19 protein-coding genes and 1 pseudogene are annotated in these 19190 nt (G+C 74.2%); 9 read left to right on the plus strand and 11 right to left on the minus strand.

Annotated elements, in window-relative coordinates; genetic code table 11:
• From ACZ4K2_RS31255 to ACZ4K2_RS31265, 3 genes and pseudogenes are all read right to left on the minus strand, one after another.
• A pseudogene (locus ACZ4K2_RS31255) lies at nt 1-91 on the minus strand (electron transfer flavoprotein subunit beta); the annotation flags it as partial.
• Nucleotides 92-308: 217 nt separating this feature from the next.
• Nucleotides 309-818 (minus strand): flavin reductase family protein, encoded by a 510-nt coding sequence (locus ACZ4K2_RS31260; RefSeq protein WP_467478295.1) that lies wholly within the window; start codon nt 816-818, stop codon nt 309-311.
• Between the two features lie 208 nt (nt 819-1026).
• On the minus strand, nt 1027-1353 hold the full coding sequence (locus ACZ4K2_RS31265; protein ID WP_467478298.1) for a thioredoxin family protein: 327 nt from the start codon (nt 1351-1353) through the stop codon (nt 1027-1029).
• 326 nt (nt 1354-1679) lie between these two features.
• On the opposite strand from ACZ4K2_RS31265, the gene ACZ4K2_RS31270 reads away from it, so the two are divergent.
• On the plus strand, nt 1680-2408 hold the full coding sequence (locus ACZ4K2_RS31270) for a lysophospholipid acyltransferase family protein (protein WP_467478301.1): 729 nt from the start codon (nt 1680-1682) through the stop codon (nt 2406-2408).
• A gap of 43 nt (nt 2409-2451) precedes the next feature.
• Here ACZ4K2_RS31270 and ACZ4K2_RS31275 read toward each other — a convergent pair whose 3' ends face one another.
• The 4 genes from ACZ4K2_RS31275 to ACZ4K2_RS31290 form a co-directional block, all read right to left on the minus strand.
• Nucleotides 2452-3042, minus strand: a complete 591-nt coding sequence (locus tag ACZ4K2_RS31275; RefSeq protein WP_467478303.1) for a transglutaminase-like domain-containing protein — start codon at nt 3040-3042, stop codon at nt 2452-2454.
• Between the two features lie 78 nt (nt 3043-3120).
• On the minus strand, nt 3121-4191 hold the full coding sequence (locus ACZ4K2_RS31280; protein ID WP_467478305.1) for a threonine aldolase family protein: 1071 nt from the start codon (nt 4189-4191) through the stop codon (nt 3121-3123).
• Nucleotides 4188-4934 (minus strand): SDR family NAD(P)-dependent oxidoreductase, encoded by a 747-nt coding sequence (locus ACZ4K2_RS31285; RefSeq protein ID WP_467478567.1) that lies wholly within the window; start codon nt 4932-4934, stop codon nt 4188-4190. Before ACZ4K2_RS31285 ends, ACZ4K2_RS31280 begins: the two co-directional genes overlap by 4 nt.
• A 56-nt stretch (nt 4935-4990) precedes the next feature.
• Nucleotides 4991-6388 (minus strand): DUF6421 family protein, encoded by a 1398-nt coding sequence (locus ACZ4K2_RS31290; RefSeq protein ID WP_467478308.1) that lies wholly within the window; start codon nt 6386-6388, stop codon nt 4991-4993.
• A gap of 439 nt (nt 6389-6827) precedes the next feature.
• Between ACZ4K2_RS31290 and ACZ4K2_RS31295 the strand changes: the two genes are divergently transcribed.
• Nucleotides 6828-7511 (plus strand): glycerophosphodiester phosphodiesterase, encoded by a 684-nt coding sequence (locus ACZ4K2_RS31295; protein WP_467478311.1) that lies wholly within the window; start codon nt 6828-6830, stop codon nt 7509-7511.
• Between the two features lie 65 nt (nt 7512-7576).
• Here the strand turns inward: ACZ4K2_RS31295 and ACZ4K2_RS31300 are convergent, their stop codons facing one another.
• On the minus strand, nt 7577-8116 hold the full coding sequence (locus ACZ4K2_RS31300) for a GNAT family N-acetyltransferase (protein ID WP_467478313.1): 540 nt from the start codon (nt 8114-8116) through the stop codon (nt 7577-7579).
• Nucleotides 8117-8186: 70 nt separating this feature from the next.
• Here ACZ4K2_RS31300 and ACZ4K2_RS31305 point away from each other — a divergent pair, with 70 nt between their 5' ends.
• Nucleotides 8187-8579 carry a VOC family protein gene (locus ACZ4K2_RS31305; protein ID WP_467478316.1) on the plus strand — a complete coding sequence of 131 codons (393 nt, stop codon included), beginning with the start codon at nt 8187-8189 and terminating at the stop codon, nt 8577-8579.
• Between the two features lie 360 nt (nt 8580-8939).
• On the opposite strand, the gene ACZ4K2_RS31310 is transcribed toward ACZ4K2_RS31305, so the two are convergent.
• The 3 genes from ACZ4K2_RS31310 to ACZ4K2_RS31320 all read right to left on the minus strand — a co-directional run bounded on the left by ACZ4K2_RS31310 (nt 8940) and on the right by ACZ4K2_RS31320 (nt 13307).
• Nucleotides 8940-10241 (minus strand): cation:proton antiporter, encoded by a 1302-nt coding sequence (locus tag ACZ4K2_RS31310; RefSeq protein ID WP_467478320.1) that lies wholly within the window; start codon nt 10239-10241, stop codon nt 8940-8942.
• An 817-nt stretch (nt 10242-11058) separates the two neighbouring features.
• Nucleotides 11059-11640: a MarR family winged helix-turn-helix transcriptional regulator gene (locus tag ACZ4K2_RS31315; RefSeq protein WP_467478322.1), complete on the minus strand. Its 582-nt coding sequence runs from the start codon at nt 11638-11640 to the stop codon at nt 11059-11061.
• A complete protein-coding gene (locus ACZ4K2_RS31320; protein WP_467478325.1) occupies nt 11637-13307 on the minus strand; it encodes an FUSC family protein in 1671 nt (556 codons plus the stop codon). The genes ACZ4K2_RS31315 and ACZ4K2_RS31320 overlap by 4 nt, the downstream gene beginning before the upstream one ends.
• A gap of 172 nt (nt 13308-13479) precedes the next feature.
• Here ACZ4K2_RS31320 and ACZ4K2_RS31325 point away from each other — a divergent pair, with 172 nt between their 5' ends.
• From ACZ4K2_RS31325 to ACZ4K2_RS31350, 6 genes are all read left to right on the plus strand, one after another.
• On the plus strand, nt 13480-14034 hold the full coding sequence (locus ACZ4K2_RS31325) for a DUF5134 domain-containing protein (RefSeq protein WP_467478327.1): 555 nt from the start codon (nt 13480-13482) through the stop codon (nt 14032-14034).
• Nucleotides 14035-14147: 113 nt separating this feature from the next.
• Nucleotides 14148-15083 (plus strand): M56 family metallopeptidase, encoded by a 936-nt coding sequence (locus ACZ4K2_RS31330; protein WP_467478330.1) that lies wholly within the window; start codon nt 14148-14150, stop codon nt 15081-15083.
• A 149-nt stretch (nt 15084-15232) separates the two neighbouring features.
• Entirely contained in the window at nt 15233-15952 is a 720-nt protein-coding gene (locus ACZ4K2_RS31335; protein WP_467478332.1) for a phosphatase PAP2 family protein, read from the plus strand.
• A gap of 10 nt (nt 15953-15962) precedes the next feature.
• Nucleotides 15963-16652: an HAD family hydrolase gene (locus tag ACZ4K2_RS31340; RefSeq protein ID WP_467478334.1), complete on the plus strand. Its 690-nt coding sequence runs from the start codon at nt 15963-15965 to the stop codon at nt 16650-16652.
• Between the two features lie 159 nt (nt 16653-16811).
• Nucleotides 16812-17480, plus strand: a complete 669-nt coding sequence (locus ACZ4K2_RS31345) for a TetR/AcrR family transcriptional regulator (RefSeq protein WP_467478336.1) — start codon at nt 16812-16814, stop codon at nt 17478-17480.
• A 279-nt stretch (nt 17481-17759) separates the two neighbouring features.
• Nucleotides 17760-19094, plus strand: coding sequence for an FAD-dependent oxidoreductase (locus ACZ4K2_RS31350; protein ID WP_467478338.1), 1335 nt, complete (start codon nt 17760-17762; stop codon nt 19092-19094).
• Nucleotides 19095-19190 lie beyond the last annotated feature (96 nt).

The following is a 19190-nucleotide window of genomic DNA, read 5'->3' on the forward strand; positions in this document are numbered from 1 at the left end:
CGTCGCGGTCGACGGTCAGGTCATCGGCGAAGTGCCGGTCGCCAGTGGCGTCGGGCACGTACTTCACAGTGACAACGATCCTCAAGCTCACGCCGGCTCTCCTACTGCATCGTCATTTCCGGGCTGCCTCTTGGAGGCAGCATAGGCGCCTCAAGCGGCCGATCCCGATCGGGGCGTCGGCGCGCTCCGACCGAGATATTACTCGCCAGTACACTCAGTTCCTGCCCGCTAAGCAAGCGCTTTGAACTGTGACCTTCGCAACGCAGCGTAACCGGAACCCGACGGCGACGCCGAGGCGGACGGCGGGCTCAGTCCCGCAGGCCGTTGAAGCGGCCCTCGTGGTACAGCAGCGGGCGCCCGGGGCCGCCGGGATCGCCGAGGAGCACCTCGGCGAGCACGATCCGGTGGTCGCCGGCCGGCACCCGCGCCACGATCCGGCAGACCAGCCAGGCCGGCACGTCGTCGAGCACCGGCACGCCCTCCGGACCGTCACGCCAGGAGGTCGGCGCGCCGAACCGGTCGGCGCCGCTGCGCGCGAAGACCGCGGCCAGGTCGCCCTGGTGCTCGCCGAGTATGTGCACGCCGACGTGGTCCGCCTCGGCCAGCACGGGCCAGCTGGAGGCGCCCGTGCCGACACCGAAGGAGATCATCGGCGGCTCGGCGGAGACCGAGGTGAGGGAGGTGGCGGTGAATCCGACGGGACCGGAGGCGCCGCGCGCGGTGATCACCGCGACACCGGCGGCGTGCCGGCGGAAGGTGGAGCGCAGCAGTTCGGGGGAGGCGAGCCGGGGGGTGCCGAGGCCGGGCGTTGCCGTCATGGAATTGTCCTTCTGCGAGGGGAGACGAGCGGGTCCGTGGCTTCTCAGCAGCCGGGACAACGCGCGCTCGCGGTGCGGGCCAGGTCGATGTGGACCCGCCCGTGGAGAAGGAGTTCGGTGGGCATACGGGCAGGTTGACGATAGGTGTGGCGTGCAGTCAAGCCGGTTCCGCGATCCGGAAGATGCCGCACTGTCCGCTGAGGCATGCTCAGACCGCCTCCCCCAGGGCCGCGATGACGTCGGCCTTGCGGGGCAGGCCGGTGGCGCGCCGGACGACCCGCCCGCCGGCGTCCAGGACGAGGACGGTGGGCGTCTTCAGGATCTCCAGCTCGCGCACGAGGTCCAGGTGGGCCTCCGCGTCGATCTCCACGTGCACCACGCCCGGGACCATGGCGGCGACCTCGCCGAGCACGCGCCGGGTGGCCCGGCAGGGCGCGCAGAAGGCGCTGGAGAACTGCACGAGCGTGGCCCGGTCCCCCGGTTCACGGCCGAGTTCGGCCGCCCTGATCCGCCTGCCGTCGTCGCGCCCGCGCACCCGCGCTCCCCCGTTCCGCCGCCCGTGCGGCTCGTCGCGGCCGAGGCCCGCGCGGGGCCGTCGCCGTTTCCGGTCGTTCCCCACTGGAGCGCGCGCACGGCCGCGGTAATTCCCGGCGCCGGCCACCGCCGGGCAAAGGAAACACAAAGATCCGAGGTGGGGTGTAGGCCGACGTGACGAGGATCTCGCCGTGGCGGGGCACGAGGACTGGCTAGCCGTCCGTTCTTCGGGCACGATCTGCGATACGCCGTAAACCTACGGCTGCGTAACTTTCCCGCCGGGAGCCCTCCCTTTCCCGAGCAGAGCAGAAAGGGTCCACCCCGCCCATGGCAGAGCTGGTCTACCGTCCCGTCATCGGTTTCGCCAAGACGATGTTCAAGGTCTGGGACCTGAAGATCGACTGCAAGGGGTCGGAGAACATCCCGCGCTCGGGCGGCGCCGTGCTGGTGAGCAATCACATCAGCTACCTGGACTTCATCTTCAACGGCCTGGCCGCGCTGCCGCAGAAGCGCCTGGTGCGTTTCATGGCCAAGGAATCCGTCTTCCGCCACCGGATCTCCGGGCCGCTGATGCGCGGGATGAAGCACATTCCGGTGGACCGCGACCAGGGAGAGGCGGCGTTCGCGCACGCGCTGGACTCGCTGCGTTCCGGTGAGGTCATCGGCGTCTTCCCGGAGGCGACGATCTCGCAGTCGTTCACGCTCAAGAGCTTCAAGTCCGGTGCGGCCCGGCTGGCCCAGGAGGCCGGCGTCCCGCTGGTCCCGATGGCGGTGTGGGGCACGCAGCGGCTGTGGACCAAGGGGCACCCCCGCAACTTCAGGCGGGAGCACCTGCCGGTCACCATCCGTGTCGGCGAGGCGGTGGAGGCGCCCCGCGACCAGTACGCCGGCGCCCTCACCCGCCGGCTGCGCGAACGCGTCCAGGAGCTCCTGGAGGCCGCCCAGCGCGCCTACCCGGGCCGCCCGCGGGGCGCCGAGGACTCGTGGTGGCTGCCGACGCACCTGGGCGGCACGGCACCGACGGTGGAGTCACTGCGCGCGGCCGAGGCGCACTGACCCCGCGGCGCTCGAGAGCGGGCCGCACGGGCCCCGGGGCCGGTCAGAGGGCGTCGGGGAGCGCCTTCCACAGGGCCGGCCGGTCGGGCGCGGCCCGCAGGGAGGCCAGGACCGCCGGGTGCGGCTCGGCGTACAGGTGCGGATAGTCCACCTCGCCGGCGGCCGGGTCCACGGGCCAGGCGAGCCGCTCCCCCGCCAGGGAGAACCGGGCGTCGACGCCCGGCTTGTTGCCGCGCGGGTCCTGCCGGTGCCAGGCGCCGGCGAGGCGGACCGCGACCAGACCGTGGACGGCGTGGCCGCCCTCGTCGTCGGACAGGCGCTGGTAGCACAGGGCGGTGGGGATGTCCTCCGCCCGCAGCAGGGCGGCCAGGGCGTGGGACTTGGCGTAGCAGATGCCGGTGCCCAGGGCCAGCACGTCGGAGGCGCGCCACGTGACGCGGAGGTCGCCGGAGTCCTGGGAGTGCGGGATGGCGTCCCGGACGTATTCGAAAGCGGCGCGCGCATACTCATACGAGTCCGCGACGTCCGCGGCCAGGCGCGCGGAGGTCGCCCGCACCACCGGGTGGTGGTGGTCGATGACCTCGTCATCCGCCAAGTAGGCGGACAGATCGGGTGTGTTCTGGATCAGCTCCATGCCCGCAGAGCATAGGAATGCGACCACCCGAGAGTCAATGACTTTTCAGGTGGTCGCATAATTATGCGGACCATGCGGTCAGCGGGCCATCTCCTCCTTGACGGCGGCGACGAACGCGTCGACGTCGTCCTCCGTGGTGTCGAAGGAGCACATCCAGCGCACCACCCCGGCGGCCTCGTCCCAGAAGTAGAAGCGGAACCGCCGCTGGAGCCGCTCGCTCACGTCGTGCGGGAGCCGGGCGAAGACGCCGTTGGCCTGCACCGGGTAGAGGATCTCCACGCCGTGCACCGCCCGGACGCCCTCGGCGAGCCGCTGGGCCATCTCGTTGGCGTGGCGGGCGTTGCGCAGCCAGAGGTCCTTCGCGAGCAGGGCCTCCAGTTGCACGGAGACGAAGCGCATCTTGGAGGCGAGCTGCATCGACATCTTGCGCAGGTGCTTCATCCGCGGCACCGCGCCGCGGTCGAGGACCACGACCGCCTCGCCGAACAGCGCGCCGTTCTTCGTGCCGCCCAGCGAGAGGATGTCGACGCCGACCGCGTTGGTGAACGTGCGCATCGGCACGTCCAGGGAGGCGGCGGCGTTCGCTATCCGGGAGCCGTCCAGGTGCACCTTCATGCCGTGCGCGTGGGCGTGCTCGCAGATCGCGCGGATCTCCGCGGGCGTGTAGAGGGTGCCCAGCTCGGTGCTCTGGGTGATCGAGACGACCTGCGGCATCGCGCGGTGCTCGTCCTCCCAGCCCCAGGCCTGGCGGTCGATCAGCTCGGGCGTGAGCTTGCCGTCGGGCGTGGGCACGGTGAGCAGCTTCAGGCCGCCCATCCGCTCCGGCGCGCCGCCCTCGTCCACGTTGATGTGCGCGCTCTCGGCGCAGATCACCGCGCCCCAGCGGTCGGTGACCGCCTGGAGCGCGACCACGTTGGCGCCGGTGCCGTTGAAGACCGGGAAGGCCTCGGCGCCGGCCCCGAAGTGGCTGCGGATGATCCGCTGGAGGTTCCCGGTGTAGTCGTCCTCGCCGTAGGCCACCTGGTGGCCGCCGTTCGCGAGCGCGACGGCGGCCAGGATCTCCGGGTGGGCTCCCGCGTAGTTGTCACTGGCGAAACCGCGGACCTGCGGGTCGTGGTGGCGACGCGCGTCGGTCTTGGGAGGGTTCACGGCTTCTCGGTCAGCCACAGACGGTTTCCGTTCACTTCGGCGGCGGACCTGCTCCAGACGCCCTCGACGGCCTCGGCGAGGTCCTTGACGTCCGTGAAGCCCGCGAACTTCGCGTTGGGGCGTTCGACGCGCATCGCGTCGTGCACCAGCGCCTTCACCACCAGGATGGCAGCCGCCGAGCGCGGGCCCTCCTCGCCCCCGGCCTTGCGGAAGCCGTCGGCCATCGCGAGCGTCCACGCCTCGGCCGCGGCCTTGGCCGCGGCGTACGCCGCGTTGCCGGCCGTCGGCTTCTGCGCGCCGGCGGCGCTGGTGAGGACGTACCGGCCGCGGTCACTGCGCTGGAGGGCGTCGAAGAAGGCGAGCGAGGTGTGCTGCACGGTGCGGACGAGCAGCTTCTCCAGCAGGTCCCAGTCCGCCAGGTCCGTCTCGGCGAAGTTGGCGCTGCCGCGCCAGCCGCCGACGAGGTGGACCAGGCCGTCGACCCGGCCGTGGTCCTTCTCGATGCGCGCGGCCCAGTCCCGGGTGGACCGCAGGTCGAGCAGGTCGACGGTCTCGCCGGTGACCGTGGCGCCGCCCCGGGCGTAACGGGCCGCGTCGACGGCCTCGGCCAGCCGCTCCGGGTTGTTGTCGGCACCGACGACGACCGCGCCCGCCTCGGCGAGCCGGACCAGCGTCGCGTGCCCGGCGGGACCGCCCGCGCCGGCCACCGCGATCACCGCACCACTGAGAGACCCGTTCCCCACCATGTTCTTCCCCTCTTGAGCCGTGTTCTCCTGAGCCCTGCCCCGCAGGCGGTCGCTCACGCGGCGAGCCGCTCGGCGCCGTCCGCCGTGATGCCCTTCGTGGAGGCGATCACCTTCTTGAGCTTCTTGGACAGGGCCTCATAGAACATGCTCAGCGGAAACTCGTCCGGAAGCACGTCGTCCACGAGCTTGCGGGGCGGCAGGCCGAGGTCGAGGGCGTCCGGCCCCTTGGCCCACTTCGAGCCGGGGTGCGGGGCCAGGTAGGTGGAGACCAGTTCGTAGCCGGCGAACCAGTGCACCAGCTTGGGGCGGTCGATGCCGTCCTTGTAGAGCTTCTCGATCTCGGCGCACAGCTGGTTGGTGACCCGCGGGGCGCGCTCCCAGTCGATGGAGAGCTTGTTGTCGGTCCAGCGGACGACGTCGTGCTTGTGCAGGTAGGCGAAGAGGAGCTGGCCGCCGAGGCCGTCGTAGTTCCGGTCGCGGTCGCCGGTGACGGGGAAGCGGAACATCCGGTCGAAGAGCACCGCGTACTGCACGTCACGGGCCTGCGCGACACCGTCCGCCTCGAGTTTCACGGCCTCCTTGAAGGCGGTGAGGTCGCAGCGCAGCTCCTCCAGGCCGTACATCCAGAACGGCTGGCGCTGCTTGATCATGAACGGGTCGAACGGCAGGTCGCCGTGGCTGTGCGTGCGGTCGTGGACCATGTCCCAGAGCACGAAGGCCTCTTCACAGCGCTTCTGGTCGTGGACCAGCGCGGCGATGTCCTCGGGCAGCTCCAGGCCGAGGGTCTCGACGGCGGCCTCGGTGACACGGCGGAAGCGGGCGGCCTCGCGGTCGCAGAAGATGCCGCCCCAGGAGAATCGTTCCGGCGCCTCGCGCACGGCGATGGTCTCGGGGAAGAGCACGGCGGAGTTGGTGTCGTACCCCGCGGTGAAGTCCTCGAAGGTGATGCCGCAGAACAGCGGGTTGTCGTAGCGCGTGCGCTCCAGCTCGGCCAGCCACTGCGGCCAGACCATGCGCAGCACGACCGCCTCCAGGTTGCGGTCCGGGTTGCCGTTCTGCGTGTACATCGGGAAGACGACCAGGTGCTGGAGGCCGTCCGCACGGGTCGCGGCCGGCTGGAAGGCCAGCAGGGAGTCCAGGAAGTCCGGCACCGCGAAGCCGCCCTCGGCCCAGCGGCGCAGGTCCCGCACGAGGGCCTGGTGGTAGTCGGTGTCGTGCGGGAGCAGCGGGGAGAGCCGCTCGACCGCGTCGGCGACACGCTCGACGGCGGCGACGGCGTCGGCCCGCCGCGGGGCGCCCTCGGCCTCGAAGTCGATCGACCCGTCCGTCGACTGCCATGGCCGGATCCGCTCCACGGCATCCTTGAGCACGGGCCAGGCCGGGTGCTCGATCACCCTGGTCGACGAAGGAACCCGCTCCTCCGTACCCGCCTGCACAAGAATTTCCGTCATGTCCCATCCTCCACGGGAGAACCTCGCGTATGGATACCGTATGCATACCCTGTTTCTTCCAGCAAGACCGGGTGCGGGAAAATATTCTGCGCGACCCCTTGGTCACCGATGTTTTTCCTGTGGTAAACCGTGAGGACGCTCACTTGCGTCAACGGCGCCCGGCGCCACCGCCACCTCGGCCGGACCGGGCGGCGCGGGGCCGGCCCGACCGCTCCCCGACCGGTCAAGGACGCGCGGGACTCGCCCACGCACGGGTGATGGCCTGGGCGGATACCGGCCAACTGGCGCCTGTCCCGGGGCCCGAATGCCCGGCGCAGCCGCGGGTTCAACGCCCGGTCCGGCCATTAGGCTGCGACCCTGCCGCGTGGACGACGACGTCCAGGACGCCTCCGTCGGTCCGCGCGTCGCCGAGCCGCCGTCGACGGAAGCGAGTTGAACCTTGAACTTCCTTACCATCGGTCACCGCGGGGTCATGGGCGTCGAGCCCGAGAACACCCTCCGCTCCTTCGTCGCCGCGCAGCAAGCCGGCCTGGACCTCATCGAACTCGACCTGCACCTGAGCAAGGACGGCGCCCTGGTCGTCATGCACGACGCGGAGGTGGACCGCACGACCGACGGCTCCGGGCGGATCGCCGACAAGACGCTGGCGGAGCTGCGCGCCCTGGACGCGGGCCGCGGGGAGCGGGTCCCGGTGTTCGAGGAGGTCCTGGAGACGGTGCGGGCGCCCTTGCAGGCCGAGATCAAGGACGTGGCGGCCGCGCGGGCGCTGGCCGAGGTGATGCGGGCGCGGGACCTCACCGCGCGGGTGGAGGTCTCCTCGTTCCACGACGAGGCGGTCGCCGAGATCGGGCGGCTGGTGCCGGGCGCGCGCACCGCGCTGGTCGCGAGCCGCTACGGCACCGACGTGGTGGACCGCGCGGTGGCCGTGGGCGCGGCGACCCTGTGCCTCAACGTCCGCCGGCTCACCCTGGAGGTCGTCGAGCACGCGCGCGCGTCCGGGCTGCGGATCATCGGCTGGGTGGTCAACACGCAGGAGCACCTGCGGCTGGTGCGCGCGCTGGAGCTGGACGGGGCCACGACGGACTACCCGGAGATCAAGCGGACGGGGCGCTTCACGGCGTAGCGGCCGCGGCGGCGCCCGGGCGCCCCGCTCCGTGCGGAGCGCGGCGCCGGGTCACGGCGGACCGGTCAGACGAGTTCCTTGACCAGCAGCTCGAACCGGAGGTCGTCGCGCTGCGGGATGCCGAAGCGCTCGTCGCCGTACGGGAACGGGGACGTCCTTCCCGTACGGCGGTAGCCCCGGCGCTCGTACCAGGCGATCAGGTCCTCCCGCACGGTGATCACCGTCATGTGCATCTCCGCGACGCCCCACATCTCCCGGGACCGGCGCTCCGCCTCCGCCATGACCGCCTTGCCGACGCCCGCGCCCTGCAGGGCGGGGCTCACCGCGAACATGCCGAAGTAGGCGTGATCGCCGCGGTGCTCCAGGTGGCAGCAGGCGACGATCCGGCCGTCCTGCTCGACGGTGAGCAGCCGGCCGTCCGGCGACTTGATCACTTCGAGCACGCCCTCGGGGTCGGTGCGCTGGCCCTCCAGGATGTCCGCCTCGGTGGTCCAGCCGGCCCGGCTGCTGTCGCCCCGGTACGCCGACTCGACCAGGGCGACGAGGGCGTCGACGTCGGCGTCGGTGGCGTCCCGGAAGGTGAGTCCGGCGGCGGGGCTGTCCATGGCGGGGATCTCCGTTCTCGGCGTGGCTGAGCCACGGATGAGAGTAACGCCGCCGCTAGGCTCCGCCCGCATGGTGCATGTACTCAGCAGCCGGATCCTGATCCGGCCCACCGATCCCGAACGGTCCCGCACGTTCTACGGCGAGCGGCTCGGGCTGTCCGTCCACCGCGAGTTCGGGACCGGACCCGAGCGGGGCACGGTCTACTTCCTCGGCGGCGGGTTCCTGGAGCTCTCCGGCCGGTCCGACGGCCCGTCCCCGCCGGCGGCACGGCTGTGGCTCCAGGTCGAGGACGTGACGGCCGCGGGCGAGGAACTGCGGGCCCGGGGCGTCGAGATCGTCCGGCCCCCGGTGAAGGAGCCGTGGGGTCTGGTGGAGATGTGGATCGCCGACCCGGACGGCACCCCGATCGTCCTCGTGGAGATCCCGCCCGACCATCCGCTGCGCTACCGGCCCGGGATCTAGACGTCGCTCGGGCCGGGGCTCTGTGTGCGGGGTCTCTGTGTGCCTAGGGGCTGTGAACTTGGGCCCTGTGTGCCTGGGGGCTGTGTACTTGGGCCCCATGTGCGGGGACTCTACGTGCGGGACCCTCTGTGCGCGAGCCTTATGTGGCGGGTGCCTACGTGCGGGGGCCCTGTGTGCGGGGGCTCTGTGTGCGGGGGCTCTGTGTGCGGGGGCTCTGTGTGCGCGAACTCTACGTGCCGGGGCCCTGTGTAGCGGACGGGGCCCTACGTGCCTGCCGGGGGGCGTCGCACGGACGCGCTCCCTCCCCTGCCGCCGGGGCGGTGTGTCCGCCCGGCGCCGGCCGGCGGACACACCGCGCGGCTACGCGGCGGGACCCGTCGCGCGCTCGGCGGAGCCGGCCCGGCCGGCGGCCCCGGCCGGTTCGTCGGTGCCGGTCGCGCTCCCGGTGGCGTCCTCACCGGTGGGCCGGCCGAGGAGCAGCGTCAGCAGAGGGCCCGCCATCGCGGTCGTCACCACGGCCATGACGACCATGAGCGAGTAGAGCTCCTGCTGGAGGAAGCCCAGTTGCAGGCCCACGTTCAGGACGATGAGTTCGGTCAGGCCGCGGGTGTTCATCAGGGTGGCCAGCGCCGCGGACTGCCGGAGCGGCATCCTGTTCGCGCGGGCGGCGGCGAACGCGCCGACGAACTTGCCGCCCACGGCCACCAGCAGGATGAGTCCGAGCGCTCCGAGCCCGCTCGCGTCGATCCCGGACAGGTCCACCTTGAGGCCGGCGACCAGGAAGAACACCGGCAGCAGCAGGGTGTTGCTCATGTGGGCGAGGCGCTCGTGCACGTCACGGCGGAGCCGGTCGGTGCCGGAGCGCGGGAGGACCACGCCGAAGAGGAAGGCGCCGAAGATGTAGTGCAGGCCGAGCCACTCGGTGGCGGCGGCGGAGAGCAGCAGGCCCGCGAGGACGCCGGCGAAGACGGCCGGGCTGAGCCGGAGCGCAGGCCTGCGGTCCGCCAGGCGGCGCAGCACGGGGCGCACCAGGAAGAGCATGCCGAGCAGGTACGGGACGGCGAGCAGTATCCGCCACTGGTCGGGGCCGGCCGAGCCGCTGATCGCGACGACGGCGGCGAGCAGGGACCAGGCGAGGACGTCGTCGATGGAGGCGCAGGCCAGCGCGACGGCGCCCAGGGGGGTGCCCGCCATGTTCCGGTCGGTCAGGATGCGGGCCAGCACCGGGAACGCGGTGATCGACATGGCGATGCCCATGAAGAGCATGAACGCCGTCCTGTCGCCGGTGCCGTAGTCGTCCATCAGGTAGAGGCCGAGGCCGGCGCCGAGGCCGAAGGGCAGCAGGATGGAGCTGAGCGAGACGCTGGGGGCGATGGCCCCGCTGCCCCGGATGAGGGCCGCGTCCCACTCCAGCCCGACGATGAACATGAAGACGGCCACACCGACCGCGGCCAGCGCGCTGAGCAGGGGCCGTGTGTCCGCGGGCAGGAGGGTGTCGGAGATCGCCCCGTGGAAGAGCGTCGGGCCCAGTGCGATGCCCGCCAGGACTTCGCCGATCACCGCCGGCTGTCCCAGCCGCCGGGCCAGTGCGCCGAGCAGCCGCGCGAGGACGACCATGGCGGCGAGGCCGATGAGGAGTGAGGTGGTCTGTTCGGTGGTCATGCGGTCTGTCTCCGTCCGGTGCGCTCCGGTCCGCACCTGCTGTGCCGACGACGGAGCGGGGTGGGCAGGTAGACGTTCTGGGCGGTGCCGGGCGGACTTGACCGATTCGGATCACGGCGCCGGCCATGAATATGACAGGCCGGTCTGGTCGTTCTCTGGAGGAATTCTGGCCGAATGCGGGCGCCCGAACCGACCGTTCCGGACAGGGACGGACGACCTGGCGGCGGTCGTGGTGGACACCGCGTCCCCGGCCGTCGACAATGACCGCCCGCCGTGCACCGGGGCGTCCGGCCGGTGACGGATGCGGTGCGGGGCGCGTTCTCCGCCGTACGGCAACGGCCGTCTCCCCGGTGCCGGGCGGCGGTCGGTTCCCGGCCCCGCGGAGGGCAACGCGGCTCGCCGCGGCCGGACGGCGCCGCTCACTCTGGCCGGAACCGGTCCCTGCCGCGCGGCGCGTTCCCGTCGCCGAGGGGTATCGATCTCGCCATCGGTGCCCTCCCCGGCGCCTCGCGGGCCCTCCGCACCCGGACGCCGCCGCGCGCAGCCCACCGCGTCCGCGGTCCGTGCTGGACCGTCTCCCGTGCTCTCCCCGGTGCGCGCCGGCACGGTCACGGCACCGGTCCGTCCCGGCCCGGGCGTCCTCGCGGAGCGGCGCGGAGAGCGCGGCGGTCTCCGGCCGGACGGTCCGCGTGCCCGGAGCCGAACGCACCGCCGCCCCGGCGGACTTCCCGCACGCCGACGACCACCACCGCTGCCACACCGCACACGGCGGTCACCCACCGGTCAGCCGCGTGAACCGCGCCTCGGGTCGACACGCCTAGGCGCGCAGGGTGCCGCCCAGGCTTTCCAGGCGGCTCAGCAGCTCGGCGAGCAGGCCGGAGAGTTCGCCCTGGCCGTCGGGGGCGAGGACGGACAGTACGGCCGTCTCGTAGGCGAGTTGCTCGGGGAGGATGCCGTCGACCAGGTCACGGCCGGCGTCGGTGAGGCGGACGTGGGCCACGCGGCGGTCGCGGGTGTCGCCGCGCCGCTCGACCAGCCCCCGCTCGGTGAGCTGCTTGAGCCGCTTGGTGACGGCGGCCCCGGAGGAGAAGGTCTCCCGGACCAGTTCGCCCGGGGTCAGCTCGTGGCCGGTGCGGCGCAGCGCGCCGAGCAGGTCGAACTCGGCACGGCTCAGCCCGGCCCGCCGCAGCGGCGCGTCCTCGGCCTGCTGGAGCAGCGCGGCGCAGCGGTTGATCCGGCCGATGACCTCCATCGGCCCGGTGTCCAGCCGCGGGTGCACGGCCCGCCACTGGCGGACGACGGCCGAGACGGTGTCCGTCCGCGCGGGCCCGGTACCGGCCCCGGGCCGGGCACCGGTCGCGTCGCCTCCGGCCGTCGGTCCGCCGTTCGTCGCCGTCATGGCCGCATGTCCTCCGTCGTCCTGTCCGGCCCCTGGTCCCGGGACCGGTCCCGCGGTACGAGCCCCTGCCGCCGTACCGTCGCCGCGAGCGTACGGTGTCCGGACTGCTCGGTGAGCACGACCCTCTCCTCGGGCAGGGCGCGCTGCCACCACTCGCCCGCGGCGGCGTCGGCCGTGGCCCGCAGGTCGGCCAGGGCGGCGGCGAGGGCACGGCGGGCGGACTCCAGGGCGCCCGGCGCAGGGTGCGGCTCGGCCAAGAGGCGGGCGGCGCTCTCCCGGGCCCGCTCGGCCGTGGTCAGCGCGTGTTCCAGGCGGTCGCCCGCGCGCCGGTTGGTGACGGCGACGGCGGCGACGAAGCCCACCAGCGCGCCGACGAGGGTGTCCACGACCCGGTCGGTGATCAGCCCGGCCGGGTCCTGGGTGCGGGCGAACTCGGTGATCAGCAGGGCCATGGGGGTGACGCAGACGCTGCCCAGCCAGTAGTTGCGGCCGATGAGCGCCTCGGCGCCGAAGTTCAGCGCGACGCAGAGCAGCACCAGGACGGCCGGGTGCAGGTGGGCCAGCGGGGCGAGCGCGGCGAAGGCGAGGACCCCGACGAGGTTGCCGACGACCCGCTGGACGCCCCGGTTCCAGGTGAGCGTGACGTTGGCCTGGTAGAGGGAGGCCGCGGTGACCAGCGCCCAGTACGGGCGGCCCACGCCCAGGGCGAGGGCGGCGTATCCGGCGAGGGCGCAGCCGAGCGCGGTGCGTACGGCGATCGGCGCGAAGTGGGCCGGGCGGTGCCAGGGCGACCGGCGCGGCGCGGTGCGCTCGGCGGCCACGCCGAGGAGTTCGTCGGCGGCTTCGCGGGGCTGCTCGACGCGCGGGACGCGGCCGGTGCCGCGCAGCTCGCGAGCCCAGGCGCGCAGCCGTGCGGGATCGCTGTCGGCGGGCGCGGCGAGCGCGACCTCGGCGCGGACGAGGAGCTGTTCCAGGGCGTGCCGGGTGGGGTCGGGACGGGCGGCGAGCAGCGACTGCCAGGCGGCGTGGACGGCGGCGGCGGTCGCGGCGCGGGTCCGGGCGTGGCCGTCGGCGGTGCCGCGCGTGTCGGCGTACGCGGCGGCGGCGTTCAGGGCCTGGGCGGTGGCGCGGCGCTCGGGGCCGTGCGGGCGGAGCAGCCCGGGAGCCATGCCGACCAGCCAGGCCCAGACGCCCGCGGCCAGGGCCAGCCCGACGTGCCCGGGGATCTGGCCCGGGGTCTGCGGCACGAAGAGCGAGGCGGAGGTGATGAAGGCGAGGACCACGTTGCCGGGCGGGCCGACGCGGGTGGCGTCGCACACCGCCTTCTGCGCCGCCGCCAGGACGGCGCCCACGGTGACGAGGACGACGGCGTCGCTGGTGAGGGCCGCGGCGAGCAGTGCCGCGGCGAGGCCGCCGACCATGCCGAGCACCACCCAGGCCAGGACCCGGGCGCGGGCGGCGTAGGGCCGGTTGTGGCCGTACAGCGCGCACAGCGAGCCGGCCATGGTGTACATGGCGAGATCGAGGCGGCCCAGCGCGAGCAGGGTGAGGTTGGGCGGGGCGACCGAGGCGACCACGCTCAGGGCCGGTTTGAACCAGATGTCGGAGGGGCGTCCGAGGCGGAGGGTTCCGGCCAGGGGAAGACGGTGGGGGGTGGCACTGCTCATGCGTATCAATTTAACATATGTTTTACTCGTAAATTAGTTACCCGGGGCCGGATGCGCCGACAGTGACCGTCCGTGCTCCTCCACGTGCTCCCCGTGTACGCCCGTGCGCTTGCGTGCGCGCCGCCGCCTCCGGGCATCGCATCCCTCGACGTCCGTCGAGCGGGAGGTGCGTGTGCACGGACCGGTGTCGACAGCCTGGCTGCTGGTCGCGCTGTGCGCGGCGACCGGCGCCTACTGCCTGCTACGCATGCGCAGCGGTGTCGAGGAGCAGCGCCGGGCCGCGGGCGGCGAGGCGCTGATGGGTTTCGGGATGGCGGTGATGGCCGTGCCGGCGACCGCGTTCACGCCGCCGGGCTGGGCGTGGCCGGTGTACGCGGCCGTGTTCGGCGCGGCGGCCCTGCGCGCCCTGTGGGCCGTCCGCGGCGACCGGCACCACCTGCACCACCTGGTGGGGAGCGCCGCGATGGTCTACATGGCGGTGGCGATGGCGGCGGCCCCCCGCGCCGCCGGCCACCACGCGCACGGCGGTACGGGCCTGCCGGTGGTGACCGGCGTGCTCCTGCTGTACTTCGCCGGCTACGTGCTGCTCTCCGGCGCCCGTCTGGTGCCCGCCGCCGTCCCGGTGGCCGGGTCCGGGCCGGCCGGCTGGGGCGACCGGCCGGAGCTGGCCCGGGCGTGCCGGCTGTCCATGGGGATCGGGATGCTGGCGATGCTGCTGGCGATGTGAGCGCCGGACCGCGGACGAGCGGGCGGGACCGCCGCCGAACTCCCGCGTTGTGTACGTCACTTGCCGCCGGGGGCCGTACCGCCGAGCGGCCCCGCGCTCATAGGGTGCTGTCCATGATGGTCCCCGTCGCCCTGCTGCTGCTCGGCGCCCTGACCGCCGTCGCCGGACCGCGGCTGCTCGCCCGGGCCGACTGGCCGGACCGCGAGCCGGTCGTCGCCCTCTGGGTGTGGCAGTGCGTCGTGGCGGCCGTCCTGCTGTGCTGCGCGCTGTCGATGACGCTCAGCGCGGCGGCGGCCTGGCAGGCGGTGCGCTGGCACGTCTTCGCCACCGCGCCGCGCGCGGTCGTGGACGCGTACGCCCTCGGCACCGCCGGCCCCTGGGCCGCGCCCACCGCCGTGCTGCTCGCCTGCGGCGGCCTGTGGAGTCTGGGGATGCTGCTCCGCGAGGTGGCGCGGGCCCGGGCGCGGCGGCGGGCACGACGGGCCGAACTGCTGGTGCGCGCACCGCTGTTGCCCGGCGAGAAGCCGGGCGGCGACCGGCTGGTGGTACTGGAGGGCGACCGTCCCGGCGCCTGGTGGCTGCCCGGCCCCGCGCCCCGGATGGTCGTCACGACGGCCGCGCTGCGCCGGCTGGGGGGACGGCGGCTGGACGCGCTCCTCGCGCACGAGCAGGGGCACGCGCAGGCCCGGCACGACTGGCTGCTGCACTGCTCGGCCGCGCTGGCGGGCGGGTTCCCCCGGGTGCCGGTGTTCGCCGCGTTCCGCGCCGAGATGCACCGGCTGGTCGAGCTGGCCGCCGACGACGTGGCGTCCCGGCGCTTCGGCCGGCTGACGACGGCCCTGGCCCTGGTCGAACTCAACGAGGAGCGGGGCGTGTTCGGGCCCGCCCCGGCGCCCCAGGCGCACGTGCCGCAGCGCGTGCACCGGCTGCTGACCGCGCCGGACCGCCTCCCGGCGCCGCGCCGGCTGCGCCTGGCGGCGGTCGCCGCACTGGTGCCGGTCGCGCCGGTACTGGTGACGCTGATCCCCGGACTGCGGGCCCTGGGCTGACCCGGCTCCGGCGGACCGGGCCGGACACCCCCCACCCCACACCCCCGGGAGGTCGCGGTACGGCGATCGGCCCGTGCCCCGGGCAGGTCCGGCCCGGTTCCGGCCATGCCGGTCTTGGCCACAGCCGTCCGATCAACAAAGATCGCGTCATGCACCGTCCCCCCACCGCTCCCCCGCCGCCCGCTTCCCCCCGCCCCCCGGCGCCGTCCCGCGCGGCCGCCCGCACCGCCGCCGTACTCGCCTGCTGCTCCGCCCTGCTGCTCGCCCTCGTCGCGGCGCGCTGGCACCCGCTGCTCGCCGTGGACGGCGAGGTCTCCCGCGCCGCCCACCGCGCGGCCGTCCGCGAGCACGGGGTGACCGCGGCCTTCCGGGTGCTGACCGACTGGGTGTGGGACCCGCTCACCATGCGGCTGCTGGCCGCCGCCGCGGCGGTGTGGCTCATCCGGCGCCGGGCGGCCTGGTGGACGGCGCTGTGGCTGGTAGTCACCTGCGCGGTGGCCGCGCTCGCGCAGCAGGCGGTGAAGGCCGCCGTCGACCGTCCCCGCCCGGTGTGGCGCGACCCCGTGGACACCGCCCACTACGCCGCCTTCCCCTCCGGGCACGCGATGACCGCCACCGTGGTCTGCGGCCTGCTGCTGTGGCTGCTGCACCGCCACCGCCCGGGCCGCGCGCTGTGGCGCGCGGCGGTCGCGGTGGCGCTCGTCTCCGTGGCCGGCGTGGGCGCGACCCGGGTGTGGCTGGGTGTGCACTGGCCCTCGGACGTGCTCGGCGGCTGGCTGTTCGGGGCGCTGCTCGTGGCCCTGGCGGTGCTGGTGCACGAGTGGCCGCCGAAGCGCCGGCCGGGCACGGCGGTGCGCCGGCGCGGGTAGAGTCCCGCGCATGGCTGCCGTGTTGTTCGACTTCTCCGGGACGCTGTTCCGCATCGAGTCCACCGAGTCCTGGCTGCGCGCGGTGCTGCCAGGGGCCGGTCACCCCCTGCCGGAGCCCGAACTGCTCGCCGTCGCCCGGGCCCTGGAGGAGGCCGGGGCGCTCGCGGGCGGTGCCCCGCCGGTGGAGGTGCCGCCGGACCTCGCGGACCTGTGGGCGGTCCGGGACGAGAGCGCGGAGCTGCACCGGGCCGCGTACACGGCCCTGTCCCGCCGGGTGGCGCTGCCGGACCCCGGACTGCACGACGTCCTGTACGACCGACACATGTCCCCCGCCGCGTGGTCCCCCTACCCCGACGCCGCCGAGGTGCTGCGCACCCTGCGCGAGCGCGGGATCGGCGTCGGCGTGGTCAGCAACATCGGCTGGGACCTGCGCCCGGTGTTCCGCGAGCACGGGCTGGACGCCTACGTGGACACCTATGTGCTGTCGTACGAGCACGGAGTGCAGAAGCCGGACGCGCGGCTGTTCTCGGTCGCCTGCGAGGCGCTCGGCGCGGATCCGCGGCAGGTCCTGATGGTCGGCGACAACAAGGAGGCCGACGGCGGCGCCGCGGCCCTCGGCTGCCGCGTGCACTTCGTGGACCACCTGCCGGCGGCCCGGCGTCCCGACGCGCTGCGGCCGGTGCTGGACCTGGTCGGCTGAACGGCTCGGCGGCCGCTTCCGGGCATGCGGAACCGTCCGTCTGAGACGATCCCCCGCGTCGCCTCAGACGGACGGCCTGCCGGGCACGTCCCAACCACCGGACGGGCCCGCTGCGTTGAGTATAGTTGGCTGGCAGCCAGTCAACGCAGGAGTTACAGGATGTCCCCGCGAAGCGCCTCGGTCAATGAAGAACTGCGGCGGCGTTCCCGGGAACGGCTGCTTCAGGCGGCCCTGGAAGTGGTCGCCGAGCGCGGGTTCGAGGCCACGACGCTGGGGGACATCGCGGACCGGGCGGGTTCGGCGCGCGGCCTGGTGTCGTACTACTTCCCCGGCAAGCGCCAGTTGGTGCAGTCCGCAGTGCACCGCCTGATGCACCGCACGCTGGAGGAGGCGCTGGAGCGGGAGCCGCGCACCGAGGACGGGCGGGAGCGGCTGGCCCGGGCCGTCGACGCGATCCTCGGCCTCGCCCGGGACCGGCCGGTGCTGATGCGCCAGCACATGGCGGGCCTGTTGCAGGCGGAGGGTTTCGTGCAGTGCCCGGAGCAGCGGCGGCTCGCGGAACTCCTCGGCGACACGGTCGCCCGGTGCGGCGCCCCGGACGCGGCGGCCGAATACCCCATGCTGCGCGCCCTGTTGATGGGCGCGGTGTACGCGGCGCTGGTCCCGGGCGTGCCGATGCCCGTACCGACACTGCGGGCCGAGCTGTTCCGGCGGTACGGGCTGGCCTGGGAGATGGGCCTGCCCCCGGAGAACGCCCCGGACGACCGGGAGCCCGACGCGGACCTGTCCCGCTTCTTCGCAACGGAGCGGCGGCGGAACGAGCCCTGACGGCAGCGGAGGTGGCGGGCGGCCGGGCCACCCGGCCGCCGTCCGGCCGTCGTCGGCCGGCGCCGGGACGCCGGGGCGCCGGCGGGGCCGCAACCAGTGATCCACCGCGGGTGCACCGCCTCCGGCCCCGACGATCCACCGGCACACCGTCGGTCACCGGCCGCTCACCGGGGCACGCGCCGCGCGGCCGGGTCACTCCACCGGCCCCTGCCCGCCGGTCGCCGGGGCTGCCATGCTGGAAGTGTCCGCACGCCCCTCCTTCGGGCAAGGAGTACCGCTGTGCTGCGTGTCGCCGTCGTCGGTTCCGGACCGAGCGGGTGCTACACCGCCCAGAGCCTGGTCCAGGGGGATCCCGGGGTCCACGTGGACGTACTGGACCGGCTGCCGTGCCCGTACGGGCTGGTCCGCTACGGCGTCGCCCCCGACCACGAGAAGATCAAGTCCCTCCAGGGCAGCCTGCGCACGGTGCTGGAGCACGATCGGGTCCGGTTCCTCGGCGGTGTCCGGGTGGGCGGCCCCGGCGGCCTGCCGGTGGAGCGGCTGCGGGAGCTGTACCACGCGGTGGTGTACTGCGTGGGCGCCGCCACCGACCGGCGGCTCGGCATTCCCGGCGAGGACCTGCCGGGGAGCTGGTCGGCGACCGAGTTCGTGTCCTGGTACAGCGCGCACCCGGACGCGGCCGACGCGGGCTTCCTGCGCGGGGTGCGGTCGGCGGTGGTCATCGGGGTGGGCAACGTCGCGGTGGACGTCGCCCGGATGCTGGTGCGCGGGGTGGCGGAGCTGCGCCCCACCGACATCCCGCAGGCCGTGCTGGACACACTGGCGGCGAGCGGGCTCACCGAGGTGCACGTGGTGGGCCGGCGCGGCCCCGCGCAGGCCCGCTTCACCACCAAGGAGCTGCGCGAGCTGGGCGCCCTGCCCGGCACCGCGGTGACCGTGGACAAGACCGACCTCGCCCTCGATCCGGGCGATCCCGGCGCGCTGCCGGCCGCGCAGCGGCGCAACGTCGAGGTGCTGCGCGACTGGGCCGCGCGGTCCTCCGCAGCGGCGGCCCGGCGGATCAGGCTGCGCTTCTTCCTGCGCCCGGTCGAGCTGCTCGGCGTCGGCGGCCGGGTGGGCGCGGTCCGCTTCGAGCGGACGGAGCCCGACGACCGGGGCGGCGTGACCGGCACGGGCCGGTACGAGGACCTGCCCGCGCAACTGGTGCTGCGCTCGGTGGGCTACCGCGGGGTGCCGCCGGCCGGGCTGCCGTTCGACCCGGCGAGCGGCACGGTCCCGCACCGGGAGGGCCGCGTCCTGCGGGACGGCGCGCCCTCCCCCGGCGAGTACGTCGCCGGATGGATCAAGCGCGGTCCGACCGGGGTCATCGGCACCAACCGGCCCTGCGCCAAGGAGACGGCGGCCTCGCTGCTCGCGGACGCTCCCGCCCTCGCCCTGGCGGACGTGCCGGCGGACCCGGTCGCGGGGCTGCGGGCGGCGGGCGTCGATCCCGTGCCCTGGGACGGCTGGCTGGCGATCGAGCGGGCCGAGGCCGAGCTGGGTGCGCGGCTGGGGCGGGGCGTGGTCAAGCTGTCCGACTGGGACGCGCTGCTCGGGGCGGCCGGGGTGGCGTAGCCCGCGGTCGTGCGCCCGCGGTCCCGCACGGCGCCCCCGCTGCCCGGCCGCCTCCGGTCGGGGGCGTCCCCGCCGCAGCCGGTTCAGGCGCCGAGC

It is taken from the genome of Streptomyces sp. NPDC025833 (assembly GCF_055558055.1).